This window comes from Spirosoma agri (genome assembly GCF_010747415.1).
Classification (GTDB): Bacteria; Bacteroidota; Bacteroidia; order Cytophagales; family Spirosomataceae; genus Spirosoma; species Spirosoma agri.
In genome coordinates, this window is sequence record NZ_JAAGNZ010000002.1 from 1,584,831 (window position 1) to 1,610,984 (window position 26,154).

Consider the following 26,154-nt stretch of genomic DNA (forward strand, 5'->3'; position numbering starts at 1 on the left):
TATTAATCATCAAACCTCACTTGTAGCGGCTATGAAAACATTTGCCAACGACTCCATCTTCGATCCCATGTCCATGCCGTTCCACAAAAGTGTGGAAAAAATTGCCGATTCCTCTTGTCTGCAAAAACTACTGATTCCATTTTACGACCGTAAACGTACCGTGTCTGTCGACGAAATCGTTCGTCTGGAAGGTTGCGGCAACTATACTAATTTTTTCCTGAAAGATGGTACCAAAATGTTAGTGTCTCGTACCCTGAAAGAGTATGAAATGCTGCTCGATGGCCAGGCGTTTGTTCGGGTTCACAAGTCATGTATCGTTAATCTTGGTTTTGTAAGAAAGTTTTTCGTGAAGAAAGAAGGCGAGTTAGAATTGACGGATGGCCAGCAGGTGAAAATTTCACGTCGCCGGGCGCAAATGTTTATGGATCGTATCCGCGATTTTCAACCTGTAGCCTTGAATTAGATCAGAATGGGGTTATTTCCCCGGAAGTACCCCGTATGCTTCCCACTGGCTCAACCACGTAGTTTTACGTATTAAGTTGGGTACATTCACTCGAAGAATTTAGTGTATATTGATACAATGGCTTGATTGTCAATAGCTTGGATGAAAATTCAGGCCTTGACGATCAAGCCATTCGTTTTTCAACCCATGCGAAGACGGTAATTTTGTTTCACCAATGACCAATCAATACACTGAACCAAAAACGTAATCGCTATGGAAGCCACTGTTCTCTCTTCTCCGCCACTCGCCATAATCCCTCAGTTCCCGGCTTCTTATCAGCGGGGTTCGCAGCGAATCGCTTTGCCTTACTTGAACCGTACCATTTTTATTTCTGTCGATGACATTTTATGTCTTCAGGGCGAAGGAAATTATACGTTCCTTTTTACGCGCGATCGCAAAAAATACCTGGTATCCAAAACACTGAAAGAGTTCGAAAAAACGCTCGACGGATCGATCTTTCTTCGTGTTCACAAATCATACATCGTAAATCTGGCTTACGTGCAACGCAGCGTTTTCAATAAAGAACGCCAGGTACAACTTGCCGATGGCCGTGAAGTCGCTATTTCCCGTCGTCGCATGAAAGACATCACGTTGCAGCTAACGCAGTTCTGGCAGCGGCTACTCAACTAACAAGTGTGGGTGGACCAGACTCCGCTTATCGGGAGCTGACGAATGCAATTGGTTTGCACATAATCTAGTGGGTTAATAAACAGAACAACCGTTGCTGCGGACTCCCTGGGAGTGGATGGCAACGGTTTGTTTTTGTTACGGTGATTTGTCGCGGAATGTTAAAACATAGTGTGCTGACCTGAACAAACCCGTACTGAAAAAGGCGATCCCGCAATGTGCAGGATCGCCTTTTTCAATACGGGTTGTTACCGTTACTAATTAGAACAAGCGGTACGCTAATGTGAGCTGCCACGAATTCAGCCGCTGACTAAATTTGCCCGCACCGTTTTCGATCTGCGCTATATCCGTCAGGTTTCCTTCGTAACGAACATCAAGACCAAATGAGCCGAGGTCTAATCCACCACCGACCTGATAGCCGTAATACGCTTTAGACCAGGCGTCATTGAGCGAGCTGCTTGTATATTGCTGGATCGCGTTACTTAAACTCTGGTTGTCGTTGATTCTGAATGAAACGATAGGACCAGCCATCACCCGAATCGGGCCGCCTTTGATACCCAGCAAAATTGGCACGTCGAAGCTGGTTGTTTTAACCGTTACGTTTTCCGAAACCCCATTGCGCACGATGTTGAACGAACCGGCCTTTGTGGAGTAGAGCAATTCGGGTTGCAGAAACAGGTTCTTGCCAAAACGAGTATAAATACCGAACGAGGTACCCGTTTTGGTGTCGAGGCTTGCGCTCAGATTGTCGCGAAATGTTTGCCCATCAACGCCCGCCGTTGGTGAACCGTTGGCGTTGGTGCCCGTTCGTATGAACTCGCCGAAACTGAGCTTGGAAAGATTAACTCCTCCCTTGATGCCGATTTGAAAGCCGCCCTGGGCAAATGTCAGTGCCGGGAGCAGTAAAAGTGCAATGAATAAAAGGTTCTTTTTCATAGTTGGTTGTAAAATAGATGAACCATTTGGTTAAACGCGAATTGTCCCGGAGCGGTATGAAAAGTCAACTTATTTCGATCAAACGGCGTTTACCTGGTAGAGTAGTTACCCCTAAACAGACGCCAATCTGGCCGGCATTGTCGGTTGGATAAGCCGTCTGCCAAAACGTTTAATTGACGCTCGATTTTTTTAATAATACCCAGTTTCCCGCTCACTGTTAACCGAAAAATGGCTAAGCTTAAAACCACCTATTTTTGTCAGAGTTGTGGCCATCAGTCGGCCAAATGGCTGGGCCGCTGTCCGGCTTGTGGGGAATGGAATACATTGGTTGAGGAAGTTCTTCAAAAGGATGAACCCGAAAAAGGCGGCTGGCGCAGCCCATCGACCGGACCCGGTGGCGTAAAAGTAGTAGCCAAACCGAAAGCTCTACACGCCATCAATTACGAAGAACAGCCGCGCATTTATACGAACGATGCTGAGCTGAACCGCGTGCTGGGTGGCGGCATAGTGCCAGGATCGCTGGTGTTGATTGGTGGAGAACCCGGCATCGGTAAATCCACCCTGTTGCTTCAGATCGCGCTTAGCCTGTCGAGTATGCGCGTGCTGTACGTATCGGGCGAGGAGAGCGAACAACAGATCAAGATGCGCGCCGAACGACTGGACGTGCCCGTAAGCGACTGCCACGTAATGACCGAAACGTCAACGCAGAACATCTTCCGGGTGATCGAGCATTTTGAACCGGAAATCCTGATTATCGACTCGATTCAAACTATGCAGTCGTCATTGGTCGAGTCGGGGGCGGGGAGTGTTTCGCAGGTGCGTGAGTGTGCCGCCGAGTTCATGAAATACGCCAAAGAGAGCGGGGTGCCGGTCTTTATGATCGGGCACATCACCAAAGAAGGCGCGCTGGCCGGTCCTAAAGTGCTGGAACACATGGTCGATACCGTGCTGACGTTCGAAGGCGACCGGCATACGACGTATCGAATTCTGCGGACAAACAAGAACCGGTTTGGCAGCACCGACGAACTGGGTATTTACGAAATGCTGGGTACGGGTCTCCGTCAGGTAACCAACCCCTCCGAAATTCTGATTTCTCAGCGAGACGAAGCCCTGAGTGGCGTAACGATTGGTTCAATGTTGGAAGGAAACCGACCGCTCATGATCGAAACCCAGGCGTTGGTCAGCGTCGCCACGTATGGTACTCCGCAGCGTAGCAGCACTGGCTTCGACGCCAAGCGACTGAACATGTTACTAGCCGTACTGGAAAAGCGTGGCGGGTTCCGGCTAGGGCAGCAGGACGTATTCCTGAACATCGCGGGTGGCCTGCGCGTCGAAGACCCGGCGATCGATCTGGCCGTGTGTGCTGCCGTGGTGTCCAGTTACGAAGATATTGCCATTCCGCCCTCGGTTGCCTTCGCTGCCGAAATTGGGTTGGGAGGTGAAGTGCGGGCGGTGAGCCGGATTGAGTCGCGCATCGCCGAAGCCGAAAAATTAGGGTTCAAGCAGATGTTTATATCCAAGTACAACATGAAAGGGCTGGATACGAAAGGCTATAAGATCAGTATCAAGCCTGTATCCCGCCTGGATGAAGTGTTTCAGGGTGTGTTGATGTAAGTGTTTCCGCAGTCGGGTTGACGAATTCGACTGCGGAAACGGACTGTACGGTACTGATTAATAACTGGCTATGCATTTTCTACGAATCACCCAGGAACACCCTTATTTAGCGCAAATCCGAATGTGGTATGAAGAGTCGTTCCCACTAGCCGAACGGCGTACGTTCGGGCAACTGATCCAACTCCTCGATTGTCCGGATATGAACCTCTGCGCCATACTGGAGCAGGAGCAACTGGTCGGATTCATTATCTACTGGCAGTGGGACACGTTGCTCTACGTTGAGCATTTTGCCATTGACCCGCAGCAGCGCGGATTGCAGTTTGGACAAAAAGCAATGCAGCTTTTAGTAACGTTAGATCCTGCCTGGCTGGTTCTGGAAGTGGAACTCCCCACCGACGACATCAGCAGGCGACGGATTCAGTTTTATGAACGGCAGGGCTTTTCCCGCAATCCCTTCGCTTACCACCAGCCTCCCTACCGCGCAGACGGCACCGGCATTCCGATGGAACTGTTGTCAATACCGGCTATTCACGATCAGGAACGGTTCAGCACTTTCAGCAAGCAGATCCGGGAAAACGTATACGAACGCTTTTACCCAACGGCCAGCGGGTACAAGCCCATCGGTTGATCGCTCGTTCGAAGGGGGCCACCTACTTGCAGAATGGTGAAGAAATGGTGGGCTTCGTGGAGCAGGAAGAACTCTACCCATCCTTCAATGGTCATCGGGCCGTAGACGGGGTGAATGCCAATGTTCGTGAGCTGCTCCTCGTGCAGAATACTCAGAAACGCATTTAACGCAGCCCGCTCACCGCGTAGCCGCTCGATCAGGGTGTCGAACGAGAGTTGTGTCCATCCCATAAACCCGGAATCACTATCAGCAACGTAGCGGCTGAATACTGGAGCGTCCTCGGTATTAATCTGTTGAATTCGATCGGTGAAAATTTCCTGATACCGTCCCAGGTGAGCCAGATTTTCGAAAATTGACCATTTGCCAGATTGGGGTCGTTGCCTGATTTGATCTTCCGTAAGACCAAACAACAGGTGGGTCAGGGCATCAGGCTGAGTAGCCAGCCGGGTAAGAAGCGCTTGTTTCATGGCTTAATGATAAACCAATCGTGAAAAACTACCAAATGGATGAGCGACGGAAAACCATTTTGTACCGTACTAGTTAAGTAAGTGAATAGAGTACAAGAGTTCAACTCAACAAGTTAATACGTTATGAGCTACATCAAAGCAGGTACGGATGCGTCCGGCAATGACATTAAACTTTTCTACCAGGACTTAGGTACTGGCAACCCAGTAGTATTGATCCACGGCTGGCCATTGAGCCACGAAATGTGGGATTATCAACTAGCAGAACTTCCCGCTCACGGACTTCGGGTGATCGCTTACGATCGCCGGGGATTCGGTAAATCGACCCAGACCTGGGACGGTTATGACTACGATACATTAGCAGACGATTTAAAAGCTGTGCTCGACGAGCTTGATCTACAGAATGTTACGTTGGTAGGTTTCTCGATGGGTGGGGGCGAAGTGGCCCGCTACATGAGCCGTTACGGTGGAGCACGTGTATCGAAAGTAGCTTTCGTTAGTGCTGTAACCCCTTATTTGCTCAAAACAGACGACAACCCAGACGGCGTTGATCAGAGTGTATTTGACGAGATCACAGAAAACCTTCAGAAAGACCGCGCTGACTTCCTGCAAACCTTTGGTAAGCAGTTCTACGGCGTGAGTCTGCTTAGTAAACCCGTCAGCCAGGCTCATCTTGATGGCGATTTTGCCCGTGCCTACGTGGCCTCCCACAAAGCTACGCTCGATTGCGCGAATGCTTTTGCCACGACGGACTTCCGGAATGACCTGACCCAGATTCATGTACCAGCCCTGATCATTCATGGTGATGCCGACAAAACAGTGCCCATCGAATCGTCAGGCGAGTTAACCGCCAACGCTTTGCCAAGTGCTCAGTACCTTGTTTATGACGGAGCGCCACACGGCTTGTTCATGACGGAAAAAGACCGGCTGAACGAAGACCTGCTGGCATTCATTCAGGAAGGCGTAACGGTTCGCGAACCCGTTGGTACAACAACGTTGTATTAAGTTATTGATACTATTCTTTGCGCGTCGGGGTCAGCTTCACGTTGTTCATATGCCGTATATCCAAGATACGGCATATGAACAACGTGAAGCTGACCCCGACGTTATCATTTACAACTGTCGATACGTTCTGACGTAGGCCGACGGTGTCTGCCCGGTAATGTCCTTGAACTGACGGTTGAAGTTAGAGAGCGTTCGGAACCCACTTTCAAAACTGATCTGGGTTACACTTAATTTGCCCCCGATGAGCAGTTTGCAGGCATGACCGATCCGAACTTCGGAGACAAATTCCGAAAACGTCTTGTTGGCACGAGCCTTGAAATAGCGACAGAATGCCGGGGGCGTCATACCCGCCAGATCAGCAATGGTATCGAGGCTGAGATCGTCCGGAAAATGGCCTAATACGTAGTCATGAACCAGTTGCATCCGATCCGTTTCTGTCGGTTTAACAGTATTCGTGTAGCCGGGACTGGTTAGATACCGGAAATCAGTCGCGTGAGACAGGCTGTTCAGCAAAGTCAGCAGGCTAATGACTCGGTCAAAGCCCCCCGATTGTTTGCTCATCGTGCGTAGAGCAGCTTCGACCTGGGCGCGCGTCGGGCCGGTCCATTCGAGCCCCTGCCGGGCATGGTTCAGCAACTGCCGCAGTAAGGTCATCTCATGTTTGCCAAAGAAGTCCGTACCGAGAAAATCTTCGGCAAAATAAACAACGATACCTCTGGTGACTAAACCCGACTGTTTGTTGAAATAAGCCTGATCACTGCGCCAGAGATGCGGCAAATTTGGCCCCAGAAAAACCAGATCTCCTGGGCCGAACGGTTTTATTGAATCCCCGATAAAGCGAGTCCCCGTTCCCTCCTCAACCAGAAATAACTGGTAGTGCGGGTGAAAGTGCCAGTTGGGATCAAAGTGGAGTTCAGTCAACTCTTTGACAATGAATGAGGTCGCAACTGGCTCAAGGTCTTTACGGAGAGGTTGTTTCATTCAATTATTTCTTTTTTAACGTAAATGATGGCTTGTTTTCCCGTTTTATGTAAAAATAGAGTCGGTATTCGCTAATAAAAGCCGTACAAATATATTCGCTACTCTTTACATTTGTTTAATTTTTTAGAGACTGAATATGAATAAGCTGGGAATGAACATGTTCGTCTGGACGATGTCAATGGACGAAGACCTCTCTGACACGCTATCGTTCCTGAAAACGAGCGGCTTTGAATTTGTCGAAATACCAATTAACGACACGAATGTAGACAAATGGACGCGTATCGGTCAACAATTGGCCGAACTGGGCCTGGGCGTACAGGCTTGCACGCTTTGCGGACCAGAGTACAGTCTGATCAGCGCCGATGAATCTGTACGTCGGGCTGGTATCGACTACCTCAAGTCGATTGTCGACTGTGCCTCGCTGGCCGGCGCTACGATTTTGATGGGGCCATTCTACGCCGGTTTCAAAGCATTTACCGGCAAACCCGCCACCGCCGATGAATGGGCGTGGTCCGTTGCCGGCATGCGCGAAGTTGCTGAACATGCTCAAACCAAAGGGGTACTTCTAGCGATGGAATACCTGAATCGTTTCGAAACCTACCTGCTCACCTGCGCCGACGAACTCGTACGTTATGTGGAAGCGGTCGATCATCCCAATTGCGGGGCCGCTTTTGATACGTTTCATGCCAACATGGAAGAAAAAAACATCGGTGACGCGCTGCGGAAAGTCGCGCCTTACTTGATGCATGTACAGATTTCGGAAAATGACCGGTCAACACCGGGCCACGGACATATCAATTTCGACGATGTGTTCAGCGCTTTGCAGGAAGTAGAGTACACCGGCCCGATTGCCATCGAAGCCTTCGGTCCGAACCCGCCCGCACTGGCTGCTGCTACTCATATTTTCCGGCCCATGTTTGAATCGCCCGAACAGCTGGCGGTCGATGGACTGGCGTTTATAAAAAGTGAGCTAACGAAAAAACAAGGGAGCGAAGTACTCGCATCATAAGGCTGCCTCGTTCGAGTGCTCTGCGGATTTTCGCTCTTTTATCGCTACGGCGAATCAGTCACTCATTCATTCTTTTACTCGTTTACAATGATTAACATAGCTATTGTTGGCCTCGGATTTGGGGCTGAATTTATCCCGATCTATCAGCGCCACCCGAACGCAAACATGTACGCGATCTGCCAGCGTAACGTCGACAAACTGAACGAGATCGGCGACGCGTATGGTATTGAAAAACGCTACAGCAATTACGATGAATTGCTGGCCGATCCAGACGTCGATGCTGTTCACATCAATTCGCCGATTCCGAACCATGCCGAACAGAGCCTGAAAGCGTTGCGGGCGGGCAAACACGTTGCCTGTACCGTACCGATGGCTACGACGGTTGAGGAGTGTATGGAAATCGTGAAGGTGACGAAAGAGACCGGCAAAAAATACATGATGATGGAAACGGTGGTGTATAGCCGCGAGTTTCTGTTCGTAAAAGAACTGTATGAAAATGGCGAGTTAGGAAAGGTGCAGTTCCTGAAAGCCAGTCACCAGCAGGATATGGACGGCTGGCCTGATTACTGGCCTGGGTTGCCCCCAATGCACTACGCTACGCACTGCGTTGGACCGGTGGCGGGTCTGTTGAAACTCGAAGCGGACTATGTGTCTTGTTTTGGCTCGGGAACGATTCGGGAGGAATTGACGAAAATCCACAATTCACCGTTTGCGGTCGAGTCGGCGCACATTAAGTTCAAGGACAGCGATTTGTCGGCCTATGTTTACCGGTCGCTGTTTGATGTGGCGCGGCAATACCGGGAGAGTTTTGAAGTATATGGCGATAAGAAGTCGTTCGAGTGGCAGTTGATCGAAGATGAGCAGCCCGTTATTCATACCGCGAAAAAGCCGGAGCCGGAAATCCCCGAAAAAGTCGCCGTACCTGACTACGCCCGACTGCTTCCCGAAGAAATTCAGCGTTTTACGACGAAGGGCGTTTACGACGCCGACGACCAGCAACACCTGTCCTTCACGCAGGGCGGTGGTCACGGTGGGTCACACCCGCACATGGTCCATGAGTTTGTGTCGGCCATTGTGGAGGATCGTGATCCGTTTCCCAATGCGGCCCAATCGGCGAACTGGACGAGCGTAGGTATATTGGCGCATGAGTCGGCTCTACAGGGCGGACAACTGATCAAGCTACCGGATTTTACGAATGCATGAACGAGTCGCCAGTGATTCTCCGGTTTGCGAAATCATATCTGGTCGATGGTACAGTTCCTGCTGAACAGTATTCGATCGTTGAAAAAGAGTCACTGGAAAAAGTAGGGGCAATCCGATTTCGGTTGAGCAACAAGGATGATATTCTGCTGTACGCCGGGCATATCGGCTACAATGTGGATCAGGCTCACCGGGGTAAACGCTACGCTGCCCATGCGTGTTTAGCGCTGAAAGCCATAGCGTTGCAAAATGGATTTATAGAACTGATCATTACCTGCGATCCCGATAACTGGCCATCGCGTCGTACGTGCGAATACATTGGCGCTGAATTGATAGACATCATTGATCTGCCACCGGACAATGATATGTATCGGGATGGCGAACGGCGAAAGTGCCGATATCAGTGGCGGATTGGATGAACTACCTTTTTGAAAGAACTATTTCTATGTTGATGAAGCAAATAAAAATTTTTCTGGCCCTGGCGGTGATCGCATCGCTTACCCAGTGCGCCCGCCAGTCGGCTAATCAATCGTCAACGCAGCAGACCGTCACCAAAGCGCGTCGGATCGAAATTCTGTTTCTGGGCGATAACGGGCATCACAAACCCATCGAACGGGTGCCGCAACTGATGGCGGCCCTGGGTAGCAAAGGGATCAATATCACCTATACGGACAAGCTGGAAGACCTCAATCCGGACAATCTGAACAAGTATGACGGACTGCTGATTTTTGCGAACTGGGATAGCATTCCCAAGCCACAGGAAAAAGCATTGCTCGATTACGTATCGTCGGGAAAAGGGCTGATTCCGGTGCACTGTGCGTCGTATTGCTTCCGTAATTCGACGGAATACGTCGATAAGGTTGTTGGTGGTCAGTTCTGGCGGCATCGCATGGACACGATCCAGACGCGCTTCACGCAACCGAACAATCCGATTGTAGCAGGCTTACCGTCGTTCAAAGCGTATGACGAAACCTACCTGCACTCACACCTTCAAGCCGACAACAATGTCCTTGCCGTTCGCGAAATCAAAGCCGATCAGGCCAAAGATAAACCGGGTGTCAAGGAAGAACCGTATACCTGGACGCGTCAGTACGGAAAAGGGCGAGTATTTTACACGGCTTACGGGCACGACGAGCGTACCTGGGGTCAGCCCGGATTTCAGCAGTTGCTGGAACGGGGGATTCTCTGGTCGGTTGGCGACGAGGTGAAAAAGCTGCACGATAACCTGAACCCACAGGCGTTTGCCTACCACGAAGCCAAACTGCCGAACTACGAAAAACGGCCCGGTGTACAGATGGAGCAGGAGCCTCTGTCGCCGGAAGAATCAATGAAGCACATCCAGGTTCCGGTCGATTTTACCCTCGATCTGTTTGCCCACGAGCCAAACGTGATGCACCCCATCGCCATGACGTGGGATGAACGGGGCCGGCTTTATGCGCTCATTACCAAGGATTACCCGAACGAGCGCAAACCCGAAGGTGGTTCCGATATCATTGTTATCTGCGAGGACACCGACAAAGACGGTAAAGCCGACAAGTTTACCAACTTTGCGGAAGGGCTCAGCATTCCAACGGGGATGACCTTTGGCAATGGGGGGTTGTACGTATCACAGGCACCGCACATGCTGTTTTTGCAGGATACCAACGGTGACGACAAGGCCGATGTGAAGAAAGTTGTTTTTACGGGCTTCGGTACGTTTGATACGCACGCCGGACCAAGCAACCTGCACTATGGTTTCGATAACTGGATCTGGGGTAGCGTTGGCTATTCGGGATTCAAAGGAAAAATAGGGGCCGACAGTGTGAAGTTCAGCCAGGGATTTTTCCGCTTCAAACCCGATGGATCGCAGCTTGAACACGTGACCAGCACGTCGAACAACACATGGGGTCTGGGCTTTAGCGAAACCGGCGACATTTTCGGCAGTACGGCCAATAACGCACATGGCTGGTACATGGCTATTCCGAATCGGTATTTTCACGGCGCACCGCATATTCGCGAAAACGGTAGCCGGAGTACGGATACGCACAAGGATATGAAACCGATCACCGAAAAAGTGCGGCAGGTCGATGTATTTGGTGGCTTTACGGCGGCAGCAGGCCATAATCTTTACACCGCCCGCGCGTTTCCAAAAAAATACTGGAACAAGGTTGCCTTCGTATCGGAGCCAACGGGCCACATTCTTCATCAGAATGTAATGCAGAAGAACGGCAGCGATTATGAGGATGCGGAAGGCTTTAATCTTATGGCAGGAGCGGACGAATGGTTTGCACCCGTCTTCGCTGAAGTCGGTCCGGACGGAGCCGTCTGGGTTGTCGATTGGTACAGCTACATCATTCAGCATAACCCAACGCCACCTGGTGGAAGTAACGGATCTGGCAACGCCTACGAAACCCCGCTTCGTGATTTTACCCACGGCCGGATTTATCGGGTAGGGTACAAGAATGCGCCGGCGTATGTGCCGATGGCCCTGAGCAAGGACCGCCCCGCCGAACTGGTAGCTGCCCTGAAAAACACGAATATGTTCTGGCGGACAGCGGCTCAGCGGTTGCTGATCGAACGTAATAACAAAGACGTTGTGCCCCAGCTGATCGCCCTCGTGAATGACCAGTCAGTCGATGAAATTGGTATCAATCCGGCGGCTGTTCATGCTTTGTGGACGTTGCATGGTCTGGGTGCGTTGGATGGCGATGCCTTACAGGCGGCTAACTCGGCGCTGAAACACCCCTGTTCCGGTGTACGTAAGACAGCCGTTCAGGTATTGCCCAGAAATCAACAGACGGTCAATGCGCTCCTTCAGACCAACATGCTAAGCGATAAAGAGCCCGTTGTTGTGCTGAATACTTTGCTGGCGTTGTCTGAAATGCCGCAGAGTCCGGCCACTCAACAGGCGATTCTGAGCCGTTTGGACAAATCGACCGAAGTGAGTGACCGCTGGTTGCCCGACGCATTTGCCTGTGCATTAACGGGTCAGGACGGTCAGTTGATGAAGACGTATCTGAAACAGGTTAGTATGAACACACCGGCACAACCTAAGGCGGCTCCCGCTCACGATATGAGCACACATGCCGAAGGTCATGGTCCTAACGCGCCAATGCCTAAAGCGGCTCCTGTGGTTTCTGGTAACCAGCCTGACCTGCTTATTGCAGCCATTCGTACAACACCGGAGTCACCCAGCGTTCGGGAGGGAACCAAAATTTTTGTGGATGTGACAAACGCGGGCGGGGTGGAAATTCCGGCGGGAACGCCAATTCCCTTGTCGCTACGTGTTGAGGGGCCGAAAGGAGCTGCCGAAGGCGCGAAGATCGATTTTGTCAGCGTTACGCATAATACGGGTATCAAACCGGGCGAAACCGTGACGATCAGTAAATCGAACAACGGACCGTGGGTTGGCGATATGGGCGTTACCTTCGAGCGCGCCGGACAGTATACGCTGACGGCTATGCTCGATCGGGAGAACAAAATTGCCGAAAGCAATGAGCAAAATAACAATGCTACGCATACGTTGACCTATCGTGCTCCACAAAGCCTGAGTGCTTACGTGCTCGAACGGGCCTCCCGTAGTTATGCATCCGTTGCGCCCATTGACTCCGTTGTTGCCCTGCTTCGCCAGACCAAAAAGCTCGACGCATCCCAGAGTGAAGCCATTGTGAAAGGCGTATCGGAAGGCTGGAATGTTCGCAACAAGGCGCAGGTAACTCCACAGGACAAGGAATTTCTGGCGAGCCTGACTAGTTCGGTCTCGGCAGATAACCGCGAACGGCTGGGTCGTCTTTACGAAGCCTGGGGTATAACGAAAGAGGCTCCGGCCGATCCAAACGTAGAGGTTGTACGCATGAAAACGGTTCGTGAAGAGATGCGGTACGACAAAAAAGAGTTTACCGTCACGGCGGGGAAACAGGTCGAGATCGTATTGGAAAACCCCGATGCCATGCAGCACAATCTGGTGATCGGTAAACCCAAAAGCATGGAAACCATTGGGGCTGCTGCCGATAAGTTGATTACAGCAAAGGACGGAGCGGAGAAAAACTACGTGCCGACCATACCGCAGATCATTGCGGCAACACCGCTGGTCAATCCGGATCAAACGTATCGGTTGAAGTTCACGGCTCCGTCTACACCCGGTGACTATCCCTTCGTCTGTACGTTTCCGGGTCACTGGCGTATTATGAATGGCGTAATGAAGGTTACTAAAGGAACTTCTGCTGTAACAGCAAAGTAGGTATAGACAGTAACTAGTAATTCCGGTCATTGGCTACCTCTGGTAATCAATGATCGGAATTGCTGTTTGTGATGGGGCTGGTTATTCCGACGTCGCTTTTTTTGTTCGAATTGGGTCGGGTAAAACCGGTAATAAGGATGAAGGGGGTATCTGAATAATAAAATCACTGCCGTGGCCGAGGTCACTTTTCACCCAGATCGCCCAATTGTGCGCTTGAATGATACGCTGCACGTAACTCAGCCCCAATCCGAACCCTTTTACACTCGGCTGATTCTGGTCGTGAACCCGAAAAAAAGGCTGGAAAATCTGGGTCAATAACTTGGGCGCAATGCCAACACCACGATCACGCACCGTTATCGTCAGACCGTCGGCGTTTACTTTGGTGAAGAGGGTGATCTCAGGATTGTCGGCACTGTATTTTAGCGCGTTGTCAATCAGATTGTGCAGTACATTGGTCAGATGAAGCCGGTCGGCCAGTACGTGTACATCAGTGCTGATCAGATTCAACGCCAGATAGTCACCATGACGTTCGGCGATGGAGTGCAGAAGGTGATGGACGTGAACCGGCTCGTGATTTAGTGTTAACGTGTTTCGATCGGCGCGGGCCAGGGTCAGCATGGTTTCAACCTGATGCTGGAGCCGCTCGGTTTCTTCGCGAATAATACGCACGTATTTTTCCGTCCGCTCCGGCTGGTTTCGGGCGATGGGCGAATCCAGAATATCGGCTGCCATCCGGATGGCCGTAATGGGCGTCTGAAATTCGTGCACAATCGAATGGAGTACTTCGGTCTGTACCACCGACCGCTGACGACGGCGTAATAACCACCATAGCGAGAAGCCAAGCAGAAACTGTGATGACAGCGCGAGGAGAAATAGCGCCACCCAGCGAAGCGATGGAATGGCTACCAACGTAGCTGCGGGAATTGCCGACCAGTTGACATAGATCAACACGCCCGTACCAATCGACAGCAGAAGGGAGACTATAAAAAGAGGAGGGACTGTAGACCGTGGCAACATAACTCCTGCTGAATAGGGTTGGCGAGAAAACGGTAAATAGACGTAGCTTCTCTGTAAATGTCACAAAAAAAATACAGAAAAAGTAATATATGGAAATAAAAATACTAATTATGTAAACAAAAATGCCCGCTTGTGACGGGCAAATGATAAAACGGTATCAACGCATATCGTATCTACTCGGTATCAGCCGGACTATCAGTGGCAGCCGGAACGGAAGCAGGCTTAGCGGCCGCGCGACGCGTGGTCGGTGCCGGTTTAGGGGCTGGCGTCTGTTTACGGGGTCCCCGCGTTTGCTTGGGTGCCGTTGATACCACTGCATCGGCAGCCGTATCATCTATCTTATTGGCCGCCCGCTTTGCGTTTTTTTCGGCTTTCTCCGCGTTTCTCTTCGCTTTTGATAAGTCTTTTTTCGCTTTTTTCTCGGCGTTCTTGGTCGGCTTCGCTTTCTTGTTTTCCGATTTGTCAATCAGCTTGGCTAATTTCTTGGCCAACTTGTCTGCCGATTTCTCGATAGACTTCTTCATTTTTTTCGTAGCGGTGCCTGCTTCGCTCAACTTCGATTCGATTGAGGTGACGATGTCGGCTGCCAGCGACTTGTGCTTGGTTTTGGTGGTTTTGTTTGCCATTTGTTCAGATAAAAAAAATTTACAAATAAATACGGAAAAATTGGGAGAATCAAAAGCCCAATGTTAAGTTTTTGTTATATTTTCTGGATGAAATCCCAGCAGACGATACCGGCTGTGACCGCTATGTTTAGGGAGTGCTTCGTGCCAAATTGCGGAATTTCAAGCACTAGATCGGCCAGCTGAATAAGGTCATCCCGTACGCCAGTCACCTCGTTACCAAACACAAACGCGTATCGTTTGTTTGGCTCCGGTTCAAAATCGCTCAGTGACGTACTGCCCGCTGCCTGCTCGATTGCTGCCACGACCCAGCCTGCTGCCTGTAACTGCCTGACCAGTGATACAACATCGGCTACGTAGGTCCAGGAAACGGACTCGGTAGCGCCCAACGCCGTTTTCGTAATATCACGGTGGGGTGGCTGACCGGTGATGCCGCAGAGATACAACGTGTCTGCCCGAAACGCATCCGCCGTCCGAAAGACCGACCCAACGTTATTGAGGCTGCGGATATCATCCAGGATCAGACAATAGGGGAATTTCTCGGATTCTTTAAAGTCAACGACCGATAAACGATTGAGTTCGTCGAGGGAAAGTTTATGCATTTGTTTGATTGAGATTAGCCTGTATTAACCGCCGGATGTCGTGCAGCGTATCCCGAATGTCGGCAAGCAGCGTCTGATCCGTATCGACCGGTTGCTGGCTGGTTCGGACCGCGATCAGTTTCTGCCGCTGGTTAAGAATCCGGGACCGAAACGTCTGTGCATCGATGATGCCGATGAGCTCCATGTTGTGAGCCTGATTGGGACTCTGCCCGGCGGTTTCGAATTTTAAAATGCAAAGATCAAAGTAGCGCAGCAATGGGCCCGCCACAAAGGTAACGTCCTGAATGTTTTCGAGTGGGATCGTTTTTTCAACTTCGACCAGAATACCCTTGCGGAAGCGTAAGGAATGCTCCGATAATTCGCAGTCAAGCTTCCTGAAGTAATGACTACTCCACCACTGACCTACACCCAGCAGCCAGATTGGGAGGAGAAGGATACCAACAACAGAGACAAGCAGACAGAACGATACATACAGCAATAGGTACGTCCGGATGATTGGATTGAACGTGACCCTGAACGGAAGCACTGGTTCGGATTGAGGGAGCATAAGTAGGTGGTTTGGGGAAAGGGGTATGTCGTTAATAGGGGCGGAAAATAGCCACTTTCTCCGCAAATTTTGGTATTTTTGTTTAATAACAATACACCAAAGTCAGTGAAGACAGCCACGGTAGTAAAACCGCATCTAAAGAAGAACGAAACTCCGCTCAACCGCCAATACAACCAGATTAAAGCCAAATATCCCGGTGCGTTGCTGCTCTTCCGTGTCGGTGATTTCTACGAAACATTCGGCGAAGATGCCGTGCGGGCCAGCAAGATTCTGGGCATCACACTGACAAAACGGAACAATGGCGGATCGAACGAAGAGCTGGCTGGTTTCCCGCATCATTCCCTCGATACGCACTTACCCAAGCTCGTTCGGGCGGGTGAACGCGTAGCCATTTGTGATCAGCTGGAAGACCCTTCGGTAGCCAAAGGGATCGTTCGCCGGGGGGTTACGGAGCTGGTAACACCGGGCGTTTCGTTCAACGATAACGTGCTCGATACCCGGCGCAACAACTACCTGGCAGCAGTGCATTTCGGTAAGGCCGATGACACATTCGGCATCTCATTTCTCGATATTTCGACGGGTGAGTTTCTGGCATCACAGGGCAATTCGGCCTATGTTGATAAGTTATTGCAAAGCTTCAATCCATCCGAAGTGCTGTACTGCAAGCGGAACCGGCAGGAGTTTGGCACCCTGTTTGGCGATAAGTTTCATACCTACACGCTCGAAGACTGGGCGTTTACCTACGATTTTGGCTATAATTTCTTAAAACAGCATTTCCAGACAACCTCGCTGAAAGGATTTGGTATTGATGGCTTACCCGATGGTATTATAGCTGCTGGTGTCATCCTGCACTACCTGAACGAAACAGAGCACAAAGACCTTCAGCACATTACACGCGTAACCCGGCTGGAGGAAGACCGCTATGTCTGGCTCGATCGGTTTACGATTCGGAACCTTGAGCTGACCGTTGCCCAGCAGGAGGGGGGCGTTCCCCTGATCCAGATTCTGGACCAGACCGTTACACCGATGGGCGCGCGATTGCTCCGGAAATGGCTCAGTTTACCCCTCAAAGAAAAAGCATTGATCGACGAGCGGCTGAACATGGTTGAACTGCTGACGGACGACGTTGACCTGTCGGAAACGCTCGTCAATCACCTAAAGCAAATCGGCGATCTCGAACGGTTGGTGTCGAAGGTAGCCGTGCGACGCATCAACCCGCGCGAGCTGTTGCAACTCAAACGGTCACTGCAACATGTGCTGCCGATCAAAGAACTGCTCATTACGGCCCTGAGCCAGAGCGAATCGCCTGGCCGGCACTCCGGGGGCCGGCATCCCGGTTCGTTAAAAAAATACGCGGACCAACTTAATCCGGTAGCCTTCCTGATCGACCGGATCGAGGCTGAACTGCGTGAGGATCCGCCGACGCTTTCCAACCAGGGCGGCATCATCAAGCCGGGTATCAACGCCGAACTGGATGAGTTGACCGCCATTGCGTATACGGGCAAGGATTATCTATTACAGCTACAGGAACGCGAAGTGCAGCGTACGGGCATTACGTCCCTGAAAGTCGCTTACAATAAAGTGTTCGGTTATTACCTGGAAGTGACCCATGCGCACAAAAGTCGCGTGCCGGAAGACTGGATCCGGAAGCAGACGCTGGTCAATGCCGAGCGGTACATTACGCCGGAGCTTAAGGAATATGAAGATAAGATTCTGAACGCTGAAGAGCAGATCTTTCAGATCGAATCCCGGATGTTCAATGAGCTGATTCTGGCGGCTGGCGAATACGTCGGAGCTATTCAGCAGAACGCTCGTGCCTTGTCGGTATTGGATGTGCTGGGCTCCTTTGCGCGGATAGCCGTCAAAAACAAGTACGTGCGGCCACAGATCACGGAGACCAAAGTGCTGCGTATTCAGGACGGTCGCCATCCGGTTATTGAGCAGCAACTGCCCCCCGGCGAATCGTACATTCCAAACGACATTTTTCTGGATGATGAAACACAGCAGATCATTATTATCACCGGACCGAACATGGCCGGAAAATCGGCGCTGCTGCGGCAAACGGCACTGATTGTCCTGATGGCTCAGTCGGGGAGTTTTGTGCCGGCGTCGGTTGCCGAGATCGGAATTGTTGATAAAATTTTCACGCGGGTAGGCGCATCCGATAACCTGTCGCGGGGAGAAAGTACGTTCATGGTCGAAATGACCGAAACGGCCAGTATCCTCAACAACCTCAGCGAGCGTAGTCTGGTACTAATGGATGAAATTGGCCGGGGTACGAGTACGTACGACGGGGTGTCGATTGCCTGGTCCATTGCCGAATACCTCCATAACAAGACGGATTGCCGCCCGAAGACGCTGTTTGCCACGCACTACCACGAACTGAACGACCTGGCTACCGACAACTCCCGGATTAAAAATTACAATGTGTCCGTCAAGGAAATGGGCAACAAAGTGATTTTCCTGCGGAAGCTGAAAGAAGGCGGATCGGAGCATAGTTTCGGGATACACGTGGCGCAAATGGCCGGTATGCCCGCTCAGATCGTAAGCCGGGCCAATGAGATACTGAAAGAACTCGAATCGTCGCACGGGCGCGAACAGAATCGGGAAAAAATTCGGGATGCTGCCCCCCGCGACATGGGACCGGAACTGGCGTTGCGAATCATCGAATCCGGCGACCCGAAATCAGAAGCGATCAAAGAAAAGCTGCGCACGATTGATGTAAACCGGCTGACACCTATTGAAGCGTTGCTGAAACTGAATGAGCTGTTGAAGATGGCGGAGTGAGACAATTAAAAACTAACTAGTTAACAACAAGTACATGAACTTAAACGTATTAACAGCTCCACTCACTCCTCAGGAAGTTGAATGGCGGGTACAAAGTCAGACGAAAGACGGGCAAAAAATTGTTGTTGTACCCTACATAACCAACCGGTGTGTCATGCAGCGATTCGACGATCAGTTCGGCTGGGCAGGCTGGCAGAACGAGATCAAGGAAATTGAAGGCGGTTTTCTGTGCACGATCACGGCAGTTTTGCCCGGTGGCGAAATCGTTCGGAAAACGGACGGGGCCAGCCGCACGAGTGTCGAGCCGGTAAAAGGAGGGATCAGCGATGCCATGAAGCGGTGTGCTGTCCAGTTCGGATTAGGCCGCGCCTTGTATGATTTCCCCAAGGTTTTGATTCAAACGACTGACAAATACATTCCCGACTGGGCAACGCCCTTGCTCGACAAGATGGTCGAAAAAATAAACGCGGGCGGTATCGTTCGGGATGTGGTGGTGCTGAAGCCCGAACATGCGAAACCGGCTGCCAAAGCGGTCTGATAAACGAAATGCCATAACCGTCAGTGGTTATGGCATTTGTCTTTTTCGGGGAATACGTGACACGTTCACCAACCACTCTGTTAAGCCGCTACGAGAACTTCCCGGTCGACGCGTCGGCGCAAAAAACGCTTGCCAAACTGCTGAACGGGTTCCTCGATCAGACGATACGTGACGGTCGAAATCAGCACCGTTATCAAGACGATCAGCAGGAACTTGAGGTGAAAGTTAAGCATATTTGTCAGAACGCTATGCACCGGTATGAGTTGCTGAGGAATTACCCGATCCATCCAGAACAAAACGCCAAAATGGGTCAGGTAGGCACTATAACTGACCTTACCAACGTATCGGGTAAGGCGGTTGATCAGGAAAAACCGGACCGGGTACATATGCCTGGATGCGCCGATAATAAGCAGAATGAAACCAAGGCTACCAAATAGATGCAGGGTATGGGGTAGGTCTGGAATAAATAATTTGCCAACGGTTTTGCTGAGAATCAGGAAAGCCAGTACACCAATCGCGAAGATGGCTACCCCTAGACGAATATGTCGTTCTCCCCGAATGACCAGATAATAGGCAACGATACCACACCCAAAGACGGGTAATTGGTACGGCAGGTAATAAAAGAGGTATTCGTTCAGCTGCCTGTTCGCTTGGATGGCTGGAACCTGCGACAATGCCGATGTGAACACAAAACCGCCCAGCAATGCAGCAGTGGTGAAAAGAACGGCCCGGTTTAGGGTGGTGATCCGCGTGAACAGATACGGTACCATTGCGTAGAACAATACTTCAATGCCAACTGACCAGCCGCCCGGAATAATGCTATTTATCCAGACCGGACTCAGACCGTGCAGCAGAAGCGAATTGGCTATAATACCATACTTATTGTAGGCGATTGTAGTAGACAGCGATTGCTGGTAAGAGTAAGCATCCTGCCACAGATAATACGCCATCGCCACGTAATACATGGGTGCAATGCGGAAGAAGCGCCGGATGAAAAAATTAAACCGCGCATGTTCGGTGTCTTTGCGTTGGCTCTGGGACAGAAAAAGCGTGAAAGCACTTAGCACAAAAAACAGTTGAACGCCCATGGCCGCTGGCGACCCTAACGTGTCCATAAGCGAATAAAAGGCTGGATCGCTGTAGTGATAAAGGTGGCAATGGAACCAGATCACACTCAGAATGGCCACACCGCGTAAAGCATCAATGTAGGCGAATTTCATGCAAAGATAAACTCATCGTTTGTCGTGAATGGAGTTGAATTCAACAAAGGTAATCGGTGCCGACAGACTTGACTAGGGACCGTTGCATAACTGATTATCCGGTTTGGTGTAGCGTTAAAACGCCAATACCCCCGCTTCAACAACAAGTCAGACTTGCCGGAAGCGGGGGTATTGCGGCTAAAAAGGCTACTTTCCGCCACCCACGGCTGATGGGCTACCCATCCCCTGCGATAGCGTTAAGAGCTTGTCACTGAGTGTTTGAATGGCTTTTTTGTAGCGCATTTCCAGGTCAGGCAGATTCGCCGTCGATTTCAGCGAGGCTTCGTACAAAAAGCCGGGCAGCATCCACGAAGCATAGCCACTATTGGGGTCCGACGACGCGTAGAGCGAGCGATACCAGGCCCCGAATGCATTGCCTTTTGGGTCAATGAATGACCGCTCCAGCAGCCGCAGTTCTTTGTTTAATTCGACCAGCTTGTCCGTACGACCCGTTTTCAGATAAGTCTGCCGCGCTAGTTCGCAGGCTTCGGCATTCTTTTTCAGATCAGCAACGACGGTTAGCACGGGTTCGATCGAGTAAGTTGGGGCGTAGGCCTGAATAGCTTTCTCGGCGGCTTTTAGGTGAACGGCCAGATCGTTAGGGTATCGTACAACATCGTAGGGAACGAGGTCGGCGTTGGCGAGTCGCATGGTCATTGTTCCGACAACCTGCTCCATCATCGGCCCCATTTTATAGGTCGGGTCGGCAAATTTGTCGTAGAAATACAAATCATCGTACTGCGAATGGTAGAGCGTCGGCCCTTCCATACCCGCACTGAGTGACGGAATGCCAATGTGCATGTAGGGCGCAATATGATCCGATCCACCGCCGAGGTTACCAATTGTCGGTTCGCCCGCTTGTGTTGCCGGAGCCGATGAACCCGTAACCCGCGTTGGATTTCCGGCTGCTTTATGACCCAGCCAGTGCTGATAAACCGTTTTATTCGAATCAGGATATTGAACAGATTGAGTCGCTTCGATGATCAGTTTCTTCATGGAAGGCGATGCGCTGGCCCCGAACGTCCGACCCGAAACGGCTGCGTCGTAGTTCATGTAGGCTACCGCTTTTTGCGTCAGTTCATCGCGGAACTGCTCACTCCACTCGGCCGACCCAATCACACCGGGTTCTTCGGCATCCCAATGGCAAACCTTGATGGTCCGGCGGGGGCGTTGACCGGCTTTGGCCAGTTTGCCCATCGTTTCGGTCATGCTTAGCAGCATCGCCGTTCCCGAGTTTGGGTCGGTAGCTCCGTACGACCACGCATCATAGTGGCAACCGGCAATGATCCACTCGTCCGGAAAGTCCGATCCGGTCAATGTGCCAACGACCTGATAAATGCGCTGAATCGTATTTTCCTGCTTCACCATCAGCCGAACCTTTAACCCGTTTCCGCCTTCGAGCCGGTAGGTATACGGTAAACCGCCCTGCCAGCCCGCCGGAACGGCTTTGGTGCCCGTCATGCGCTTCAAAATTTCGGTTGCAGAGCCGTAGGGGAGGGGCGTTACCGGAATTTTATGCAACCCGACCGCGTTCTGGTCGATTCGTTTCGGCGTGTTTTTGGCGTCCATGGGGAGGGCCGCTTCGCCGGGTGTGAGCGGATCGCCCGTATACGGTGTCGTCAATAGAGAACCGCGCTGAATAACACTCTCGCTGTAAAATGGACCTTCGGGGAAGGTCAGGCCCCGCATGTAACCGGCATCGGCTGGATCGGTGAAAATAATGACACCAGCGGCTCCGGCCGCCTGCGCCCATTGCGCTTTGTATCCCCGGAAATTACCACCATAGCGGGCCAGTACAATTTTGCCCTTAACGGAGATGCCCATCGATTTGAGCTGCTCGAAATCCTCCTTGCGACCGTAATTTGCGTAGACAACTTCGGCGGTCACGTCACCCGATCCCGACCAGGCATTGTAACCAGGTGTTAGCCGAGGGTCGCTGCTGTACTTATCTTCCTTAAACAGAAACTCACGGATGTTCAGGGGTTGCCGGGTTGGCTCGACCAGTTCGACGGCAATATCGCCCGGACCTTTGGGCAGTAACACATCATGCGGGTATATGTCAACCTGCCAGCCTGCCTTGCGCATGGTTTCGGCGATGTAATCACGCACCTGCTCATTTTCTTTCGAGCCGGTGATGTGTGGCACGCTGCTCAGCTTGATGAGGTGTTGTTTGAACGCGTCCGTTGACTGTTTGGTTTTGAAGTCGCTTTCGAGCTTGGTTTGTGCAGCCTGTCGCGCTGGGATGAATCCAGTGAGTGACGGGGCCGCTGTTGACTGCGCCTGCGCCGTAATGGCACCGAATGCCAGCGTGATTGCCAGAGAAGTCGTCTTACGTAAAGAGAAGTATTGCATAAGAATCAGGTTGTATTCGCATCAAATATCGGAATTAGATGTGGTAAAATCGGGAACTATTAATTAATTATTTGGCAATAAAAAAGGAGACGTACAAATCGTACATCTCCTTTTTTATTGCCAACTGGCCGATCGAATCGTTTGCCTGTTTATCGAGAACAGAAGCAGTTGACGACGATCAGCAAACTACGGCCGGTTACTTAGGTTTGTTAAAAACCGAGGGATCGATCGTGCCATTCACGTTGATCTTGGTGATTTTTGCTGTAATGGAGCCAGGAATCTGCGGAGCCGTAACTTCACTGGTGTACGGGACCGAAAGGCCATCTACGGGCTTATAGTCCGAATACGTAGCTGACGTTTCGCTTTGCTGACCACCCATGTTGACCATTCCTTTCATGCCCAGCAGCTGGTAATTGGCCGCGTCCACAAAATAGTTGAACACACCTTCAGGACGGGTCAGTTTAATGTTGAACGCATCCTTGTTGTTGTACTTTTCCTTGCCCACCAGCTCGTAAGGAAGTTTATTGGCTTTTGCGTAAGCCAACTGAAACATCGGTGGTTCAGTTGCGCTCTTCGCGGCTTTAAGGGCATCGGCGGGCATATCCTGCGCAGCAGTGCCCCCCGCCATTGGATTAACCATCCAGCCTTTGTCGCCGTCGATAACGTTGGTAATCTGCTGGCCCATCACCGAGATGTCGTTGCGGAATGATTTACCGATGACGAACGTGCTTTTTGAGGTCAGTTCCATCCCCTGAAGCGACATCGACTGCTCAAAATCCATCGTCTTAACCGCTGCCACTTTGTCGGCTCCACCCAGGGCCGCAATATGCTTGTTAATTACTTCATCGGCCGTTTGCGCAAAGGTCAGTGCCGGAATCGCCACCAGGGCAACAAGGGTAATCAGTTGTTTTCTCATGAAAAAATAGTCAGTAACATGGTCAAAGATACTAATCGCTGCTGAAAGACGGTACGAGTTTCGACAGCGATGGGCAGAAACCAGTCTGCATCCTGCACGATCGGCAATTTTAGCGGGCAATCGGCTTGCAGGGCTGATGGCGGTTATATACCTTCACTGGCTTAACTATAAAACGCAATAAATCCATAAAATGCTATCAGTAACCCGCTTTAAACTTTCCGTTATGATGTTCCTCCAGTTTTTTGTGTGGGGAGCCTGGTACGGTCAGGTAACAAAATATCTTGAGACGCAGCTCCATGCTACTGGTATACAACAGGGGGCCGCTTTCTCTACCTTTTCGATTGCCATGCTTGTCGCTCCGTTCTTCGTTGGTATGATCGCCGACCGTTACTTTGCTGCGCAAAAAGTTCTGGGTGTTCTCAGCCTGCTGGGGGCGGCTATTCTGTTCTATCTGCTTCAAGTGGATGATGCTGATCAATTTTTCTGGGTATTGCTCCTTTACTGTCTGACATTTGCCCCAACGCTGGCTTTGACCACGTCTATCGCGATGCAGCAGATGACCAGTCCCGAGAAGGAATTTCCGGGTATTCGTGTGCTGGGAACCGTTTCATGGATCGTTGTAACTAATATTGTTGGCTACTATGGCTTCGGCGACAAAGTGACCATTTTTCAATTGTCGATGTATTCGTCCGTTGCATTGGGCCTGTTTGCCTTCTTTCTGCCCGACACGCCCCCTAAAGCGACAACGGCAACTTCGTTCTCGCAAATTATGGGTCTGGATGCGTTCAAATTATTCAAAGACCGCTCGTTCGCCATTTTCTTTCTCTCATCGGTTCTCATTTGCATTCCCCTGTCGTTCTATTACGCGATGGCCAACCCCTCCCTGACAGATGGTGGCATGCAGAATGTGGAGAATAAAATGTCACTGGGACAGGCATCGGAAGTGATTTTTATGCTGCTTATTCCGTTGGCCTACACACGTCTTGGTGTCAAGAATATGCTGGTTGTGGGACTGGTTGCCTGGATTGTACGGTTTATTGGCTTCGGCTACGGAGATGGTGGGTCAAGCGAATGGATGCTTTACATTGCTATTCTGCTTCATGGCGTTTGCTACGATTTTTTCTTCGTTACGGGTCAGATCTATACGGATAACAAAGCAGGTGCAAAAATTAAATCATCGGCGCAAGGACTCATTTCGCTCGCTACGTACGGTATTGGTATGGGTATCGGTTCTTACCTGTCTGGTATTGTAAAAGATATGTTCAAAACGGGGGATACTGTCGACTGGACTAGTTTTTGGCTTGTTCCGGCGGGTATTGCGGCTGCGGTGCTGGTCGTTTTTGTGCTGCTCTTTACCGACAACAAACGCGTTCAGACCAACAGTGACGAACTGGTGCCGGGAAATTTATGATTGAGCGTACCGTGAGTAGTGACGAGTAGCAAATCAATTGATGAAGTAAAGAAGCAAGACGAACGGGCAGGTGAATGACGCCTGCCTTCTCTTTTTATATGCAACTCATTTCGTATAACATAAATGGAATTCGGGCCGCGATCCGCAATGGATTGGTCGACTGGCTCGCTCAGCAACCGTTCGATATTCTCTGCTTTCAGGAAGTGAAAGCAACGACCGATGTCGTGGATTTGTCGATTTTTGAGCAATTGGGTTATCAATACCACTGGCATGCCGCCGAAAAAAAAGGCTATTCGGGGGTGGCCACGTTCTCGAAAATTGCCCCTACGAATGTCGTGCTCGGTTGCGGCTTACCGGTGTACGACTGCGAAGGCCGGATTCTTCGTACGGATTTTGGCGACGTGACGTTGCTAAACTGTTATTTCCCGTCGGGCACGAGTGGCGATCTGCGGCAAGGGGTTAAGATGGAATTCCTGCGCGATTTTTATGACTACGTTCATGAATTGAGAAAGACGCGTCCCAGGCTTATTGTTGTAGGCGACTACAACATTGCGCATACGCCCCTTGACATTCACGATCCGGTCCGGAACAAAAATACGACGGGCTTTTTGCCCGAAGAACGGGCCTGGATGGATCGCTGGTTTGCGGCTGGCATGACGGATTCATTTCGGTTCAAACATCCTGACAAGGTTGCTTACAGCTGGTGGAGTTACCGCGCCGGGGCCCGAACGAATAACAAAGGCTGGCGAATCGATTACGCGTCCATCACCGATACGTTGCGCGATCGGCTTATCGATTGCCAGATGCTGCCCGATGTCGTTCACGCCGACCATTGCCCCGTGTGGCTGTCGATGAGTGAATCTGCGAAGGAGTGATGGAGTGAATACAATCCGTCAGTTATTCACTCCATCACTCCT

The 26,154-nt window shown here is 50.9% G+C and carries 23 protein-coding genes; 13 read left to right on the forward strand and 10 right to left on the reverse strand.

Annotation, left to right across the window (positions count from 1 at the left end; translation table 11 throughout):
• Positions 1–31 precede the first annotated feature (31 nt).
• Both GK091_RS23150 and GK091_RS23155 read left to right on the forward strand, forming a co-directional pair.
• A complete protein-coding gene (locus tag GK091_RS23150; RefSeq protein WP_164042480.1) occupies positions 32–463 on the forward strand; it encodes a LytR/AlgR family response regulator transcription factor in 432 nt (143 codons plus the stop codon).
• A 252-nt stretch (positions 464–715) separates the two neighbouring features.
• Positions 716–1,132, forward strand: a complete 417-nt coding sequence (locus GK091_RS23155; protein WP_164042482.1) for a LytR/AlgR family response regulator transcription factor — start codon at positions 716–718, stop codon at positions 1,130–1,132.
• A 258-nt stretch (positions 1,133–1,390) separates the two neighbouring features.
• On the opposite strand, the gene GK091_RS23160 is transcribed toward GK091_RS23155, so the two are convergent.
• Entirely contained in the window at positions 1,391–2,065 is a 675-nt protein-coding gene (locus GK091_RS23160; protein ID WP_164042484.1) for a porin family protein, read from the reverse strand.
• Positions 2,066–2,293: 228 nt separating this feature from the next.
• On the opposite strand from GK091_RS23160, the gene radA reads away from it, so the two are divergent.
• Positions 2,294–3,679, forward strand: a complete 1,386-nt coding sequence (radA, locus tag GK091_RS23165) for a DNA repair protein RadA (RefSeq protein WP_164042487.1) — start codon at positions 2,294–2,296, stop codon at positions 3,677–3,679.
• Positions 3,680–3,749: 70 nt separating this feature from the next.
• Positions 3,750–4,307 carry a GNAT family N-acetyltransferase gene (locus GK091_RS23170; protein WP_164042489.1) on the forward strand — a complete coding sequence of 186 codons (558 nt, stop codon included), beginning with the start codon at positions 3,750–3,752 and terminating at the stop codon, positions 4,305–4,307.
• Here the strand turns inward: GK091_RS23170 and GK091_RS23175 are convergent.
• Positions 4,271–4,774: a DinB family protein gene (locus GK091_RS23175; RefSeq protein WP_164042491.1), complete on the reverse strand. Its 504-nt coding sequence runs from the start codon at positions 4,772–4,774 to the stop codon at positions 4,271–4,273. The genes GK091_RS23170 and GK091_RS23175 overlap by 37 nt on opposite strands.
• Positions 4,775–4,897: 123 nt before the next feature.
• On the opposite strand from GK091_RS23175, the gene GK091_RS23180 reads away from it, so the two are divergent.
• Complete coding sequence (locus tag GK091_RS23180; RefSeq protein ID WP_164042493.1) at positions 4,898–5,776, forward strand: alpha/beta fold hydrolase; 879 nt, start codon at positions 4,898–4,900, stop codon at positions 5,774–5,776.
• Positions 5,777–5,884: 108 nt separating this feature from the next.
• Here the strand turns inward: GK091_RS23180 and GK091_RS23185 are convergent, their stop codons facing one another.
• Entirely contained in the window at positions 5,885–6,757 is an 873-nt protein-coding gene (locus GK091_RS23185) for an AraC family transcriptional regulator (RefSeq protein WP_164042495.1), read from the reverse strand.
• Between the two features lie 136 nt (positions 6,758–6,893).
• Here GK091_RS23185 and GK091_RS23190 point away from each other — a divergent pair, with 136 nt between their 5' ends.
• From GK091_RS23190 to GK091_RS23205, 4 genes are all read left to right on the forward strand, one after another.
• Entirely contained in the window at positions 6,894–7,766 is an 873-nt protein-coding gene (locus GK091_RS23190; protein WP_170312769.1) for a sugar phosphate isomerase/epimerase family protein, read from the forward strand.
• An 87-nt stretch (positions 7,767–7,853) separates the two neighbouring features.
• On the forward strand, positions 7,854–8,969 hold the full coding sequence (locus tag GK091_RS23195; protein ID WP_164042497.1) for a Gfo/Idh/MocA family protein: 1,116 nt from the start codon (positions 7,854–7,856) through the stop codon (positions 8,967–8,969).
• Positions 8,966–9,385 (forward strand): GNAT family N-acetyltransferase, encoded by a 420-nt coding sequence (locus tag GK091_RS23200; protein ID WP_164042499.1) that lies wholly within the window; start codon positions 8,966–8,968, stop codon positions 9,383–9,385. The genes GK091_RS23195 and GK091_RS23200 overlap by 4 nt, the downstream gene beginning before the upstream one ends.
• A gap of 32 nt (positions 9,386–9,417) precedes the next feature.
• On the forward strand, positions 9,418–13,185 hold the full coding sequence (locus tag GK091_RS23205) for a PVC-type heme-binding CxxCH protein (RefSeq protein WP_164042500.1): 3,768 nt from the start codon (positions 9,418–9,420) through the stop codon (positions 13,183–13,185).
• Between the two features lie 81 nt (positions 13,186–13,266).
• Here the strand turns inward: GK091_RS23205 and GK091_RS23210 are convergent, their stop codons facing one another.
• From GK091_RS23210 to GK091_RS23225, 4 genes are all read right to left on the reverse strand, one after another.
• Positions 13,267–14,202, reverse strand: a complete 936-nt coding sequence (locus GK091_RS23210; RefSeq protein ID WP_164042501.1) for a sensor histidine kinase — start codon at positions 14,200–14,202, stop codon at positions 13,267–13,269.
• A gap of 173 nt (positions 14,203–14,375) precedes the next feature.
• Positions 14,376–14,828: a hypothetical protein gene (locus GK091_RS23215; RefSeq protein ID WP_164042502.1), complete on the reverse strand. Its 453-nt coding sequence runs from the start codon at positions 14,826–14,828 to the stop codon at positions 14,376–14,378.
• Between the two features lie 74 nt (positions 14,829–14,902).
• Positions 14,903–15,427, reverse strand: a complete 525-nt coding sequence (locus GK091_RS23220) for an RNA methyltransferase (protein WP_164042503.1) — start codon at positions 15,425–15,427, stop codon at positions 14,903–14,905.
• Positions 15,420–15,974 (reverse strand): PH domain-containing protein, encoded by a 555-nt coding sequence (locus tag GK091_RS23225; protein WP_164042504.1) that lies wholly within the window; start codon positions 15,972–15,974, stop codon positions 15,420–15,422. The genes GK091_RS23220 and GK091_RS23225 overlap by 8 nt, the downstream gene beginning before the upstream one ends.
• A 105-nt stretch (positions 15,975–16,079) precedes the next feature.
• On the opposite strand from GK091_RS23225, the gene mutS reads away from it, so the two are divergent.
• Together mutS and GK091_RS23235 are read left to right on the forward strand one after the other, a co-directional pair.
• A complete protein-coding gene (gene mutS, locus GK091_RS23230; protein WP_164042505.1) occupies positions 16,080–18,761 on the forward strand; it encodes a DNA mismatch repair protein MutS in 2,682 nt (893 codons plus the stop codon).
• Positions 18,762–18,795: 34 nt separating this feature from the next.
• On the forward strand, positions 18,796–19,299 hold the full coding sequence (locus GK091_RS23235) for a Rad52/Rad22 family DNA repair protein (RefSeq protein ID WP_164042507.1): 504 nt from the start codon (positions 18,796–18,798) through the stop codon (positions 19,297–19,299).
• A gap of 80 nt (positions 19,300–19,379) precedes the next feature.
• Here the strand turns inward: GK091_RS23235 and GK091_RS23240 are convergent, their stop codons facing one another.
• The 3 genes from GK091_RS23240 to GK091_RS23250 all read right to left on the reverse strand — a co-directional run bounded on the left by GK091_RS23240 (position 19,380) and on the right by GK091_RS23250 (position 23,826).
• Positions 19,380–20,519 (reverse strand): acyltransferase family protein, encoded by a 1,140-nt coding sequence (locus GK091_RS23240; protein ID WP_164042509.1) that lies wholly within the window; start codon positions 20,517–20,519, stop codon positions 19,380–19,382.
• A 186-nt stretch (positions 20,520–20,705) separates the two neighbouring features.
• Entirely contained in the window at positions 20,706–22,910 is a 2,205-nt protein-coding gene (locus tag GK091_RS23245; RefSeq protein WP_212592994.1) for a M28 family peptidase, read from the reverse strand.
• Between the two features lie 196 nt (positions 22,911–23,106).
• Complete coding sequence (locus GK091_RS23250; RefSeq protein WP_164042511.1) at positions 23,107–23,826, reverse strand: LolA-like protein; 720 nt, start codon at positions 23,824–23,826, stop codon at positions 23,107–23,109.
• 190 nt (positions 23,827–24,016) lie between these two features.
• On the opposite strand from GK091_RS23250, the gene GK091_RS23255 reads away from it, so the two are divergent.
• Positions 24,017–25,237, forward strand: coding sequence for a nucleoside permease (locus tag GK091_RS23255; RefSeq protein WP_164042513.1), 1,221 nt, complete (start codon positions 24,017–24,019; stop codon positions 25,235–25,237).
• A 98-nt stretch (positions 25,238–25,335) separates the two neighbouring features.
• Positions 25,336–26,112, forward strand: a complete 777-nt coding sequence (locus tag GK091_RS23260; protein ID WP_164042515.1) for an exodeoxyribonuclease III — start codon at positions 25,336–25,338, stop codon at positions 26,110–26,112.
• Positions 26,113–26,154: the final 42 nt, after the last annotated feature.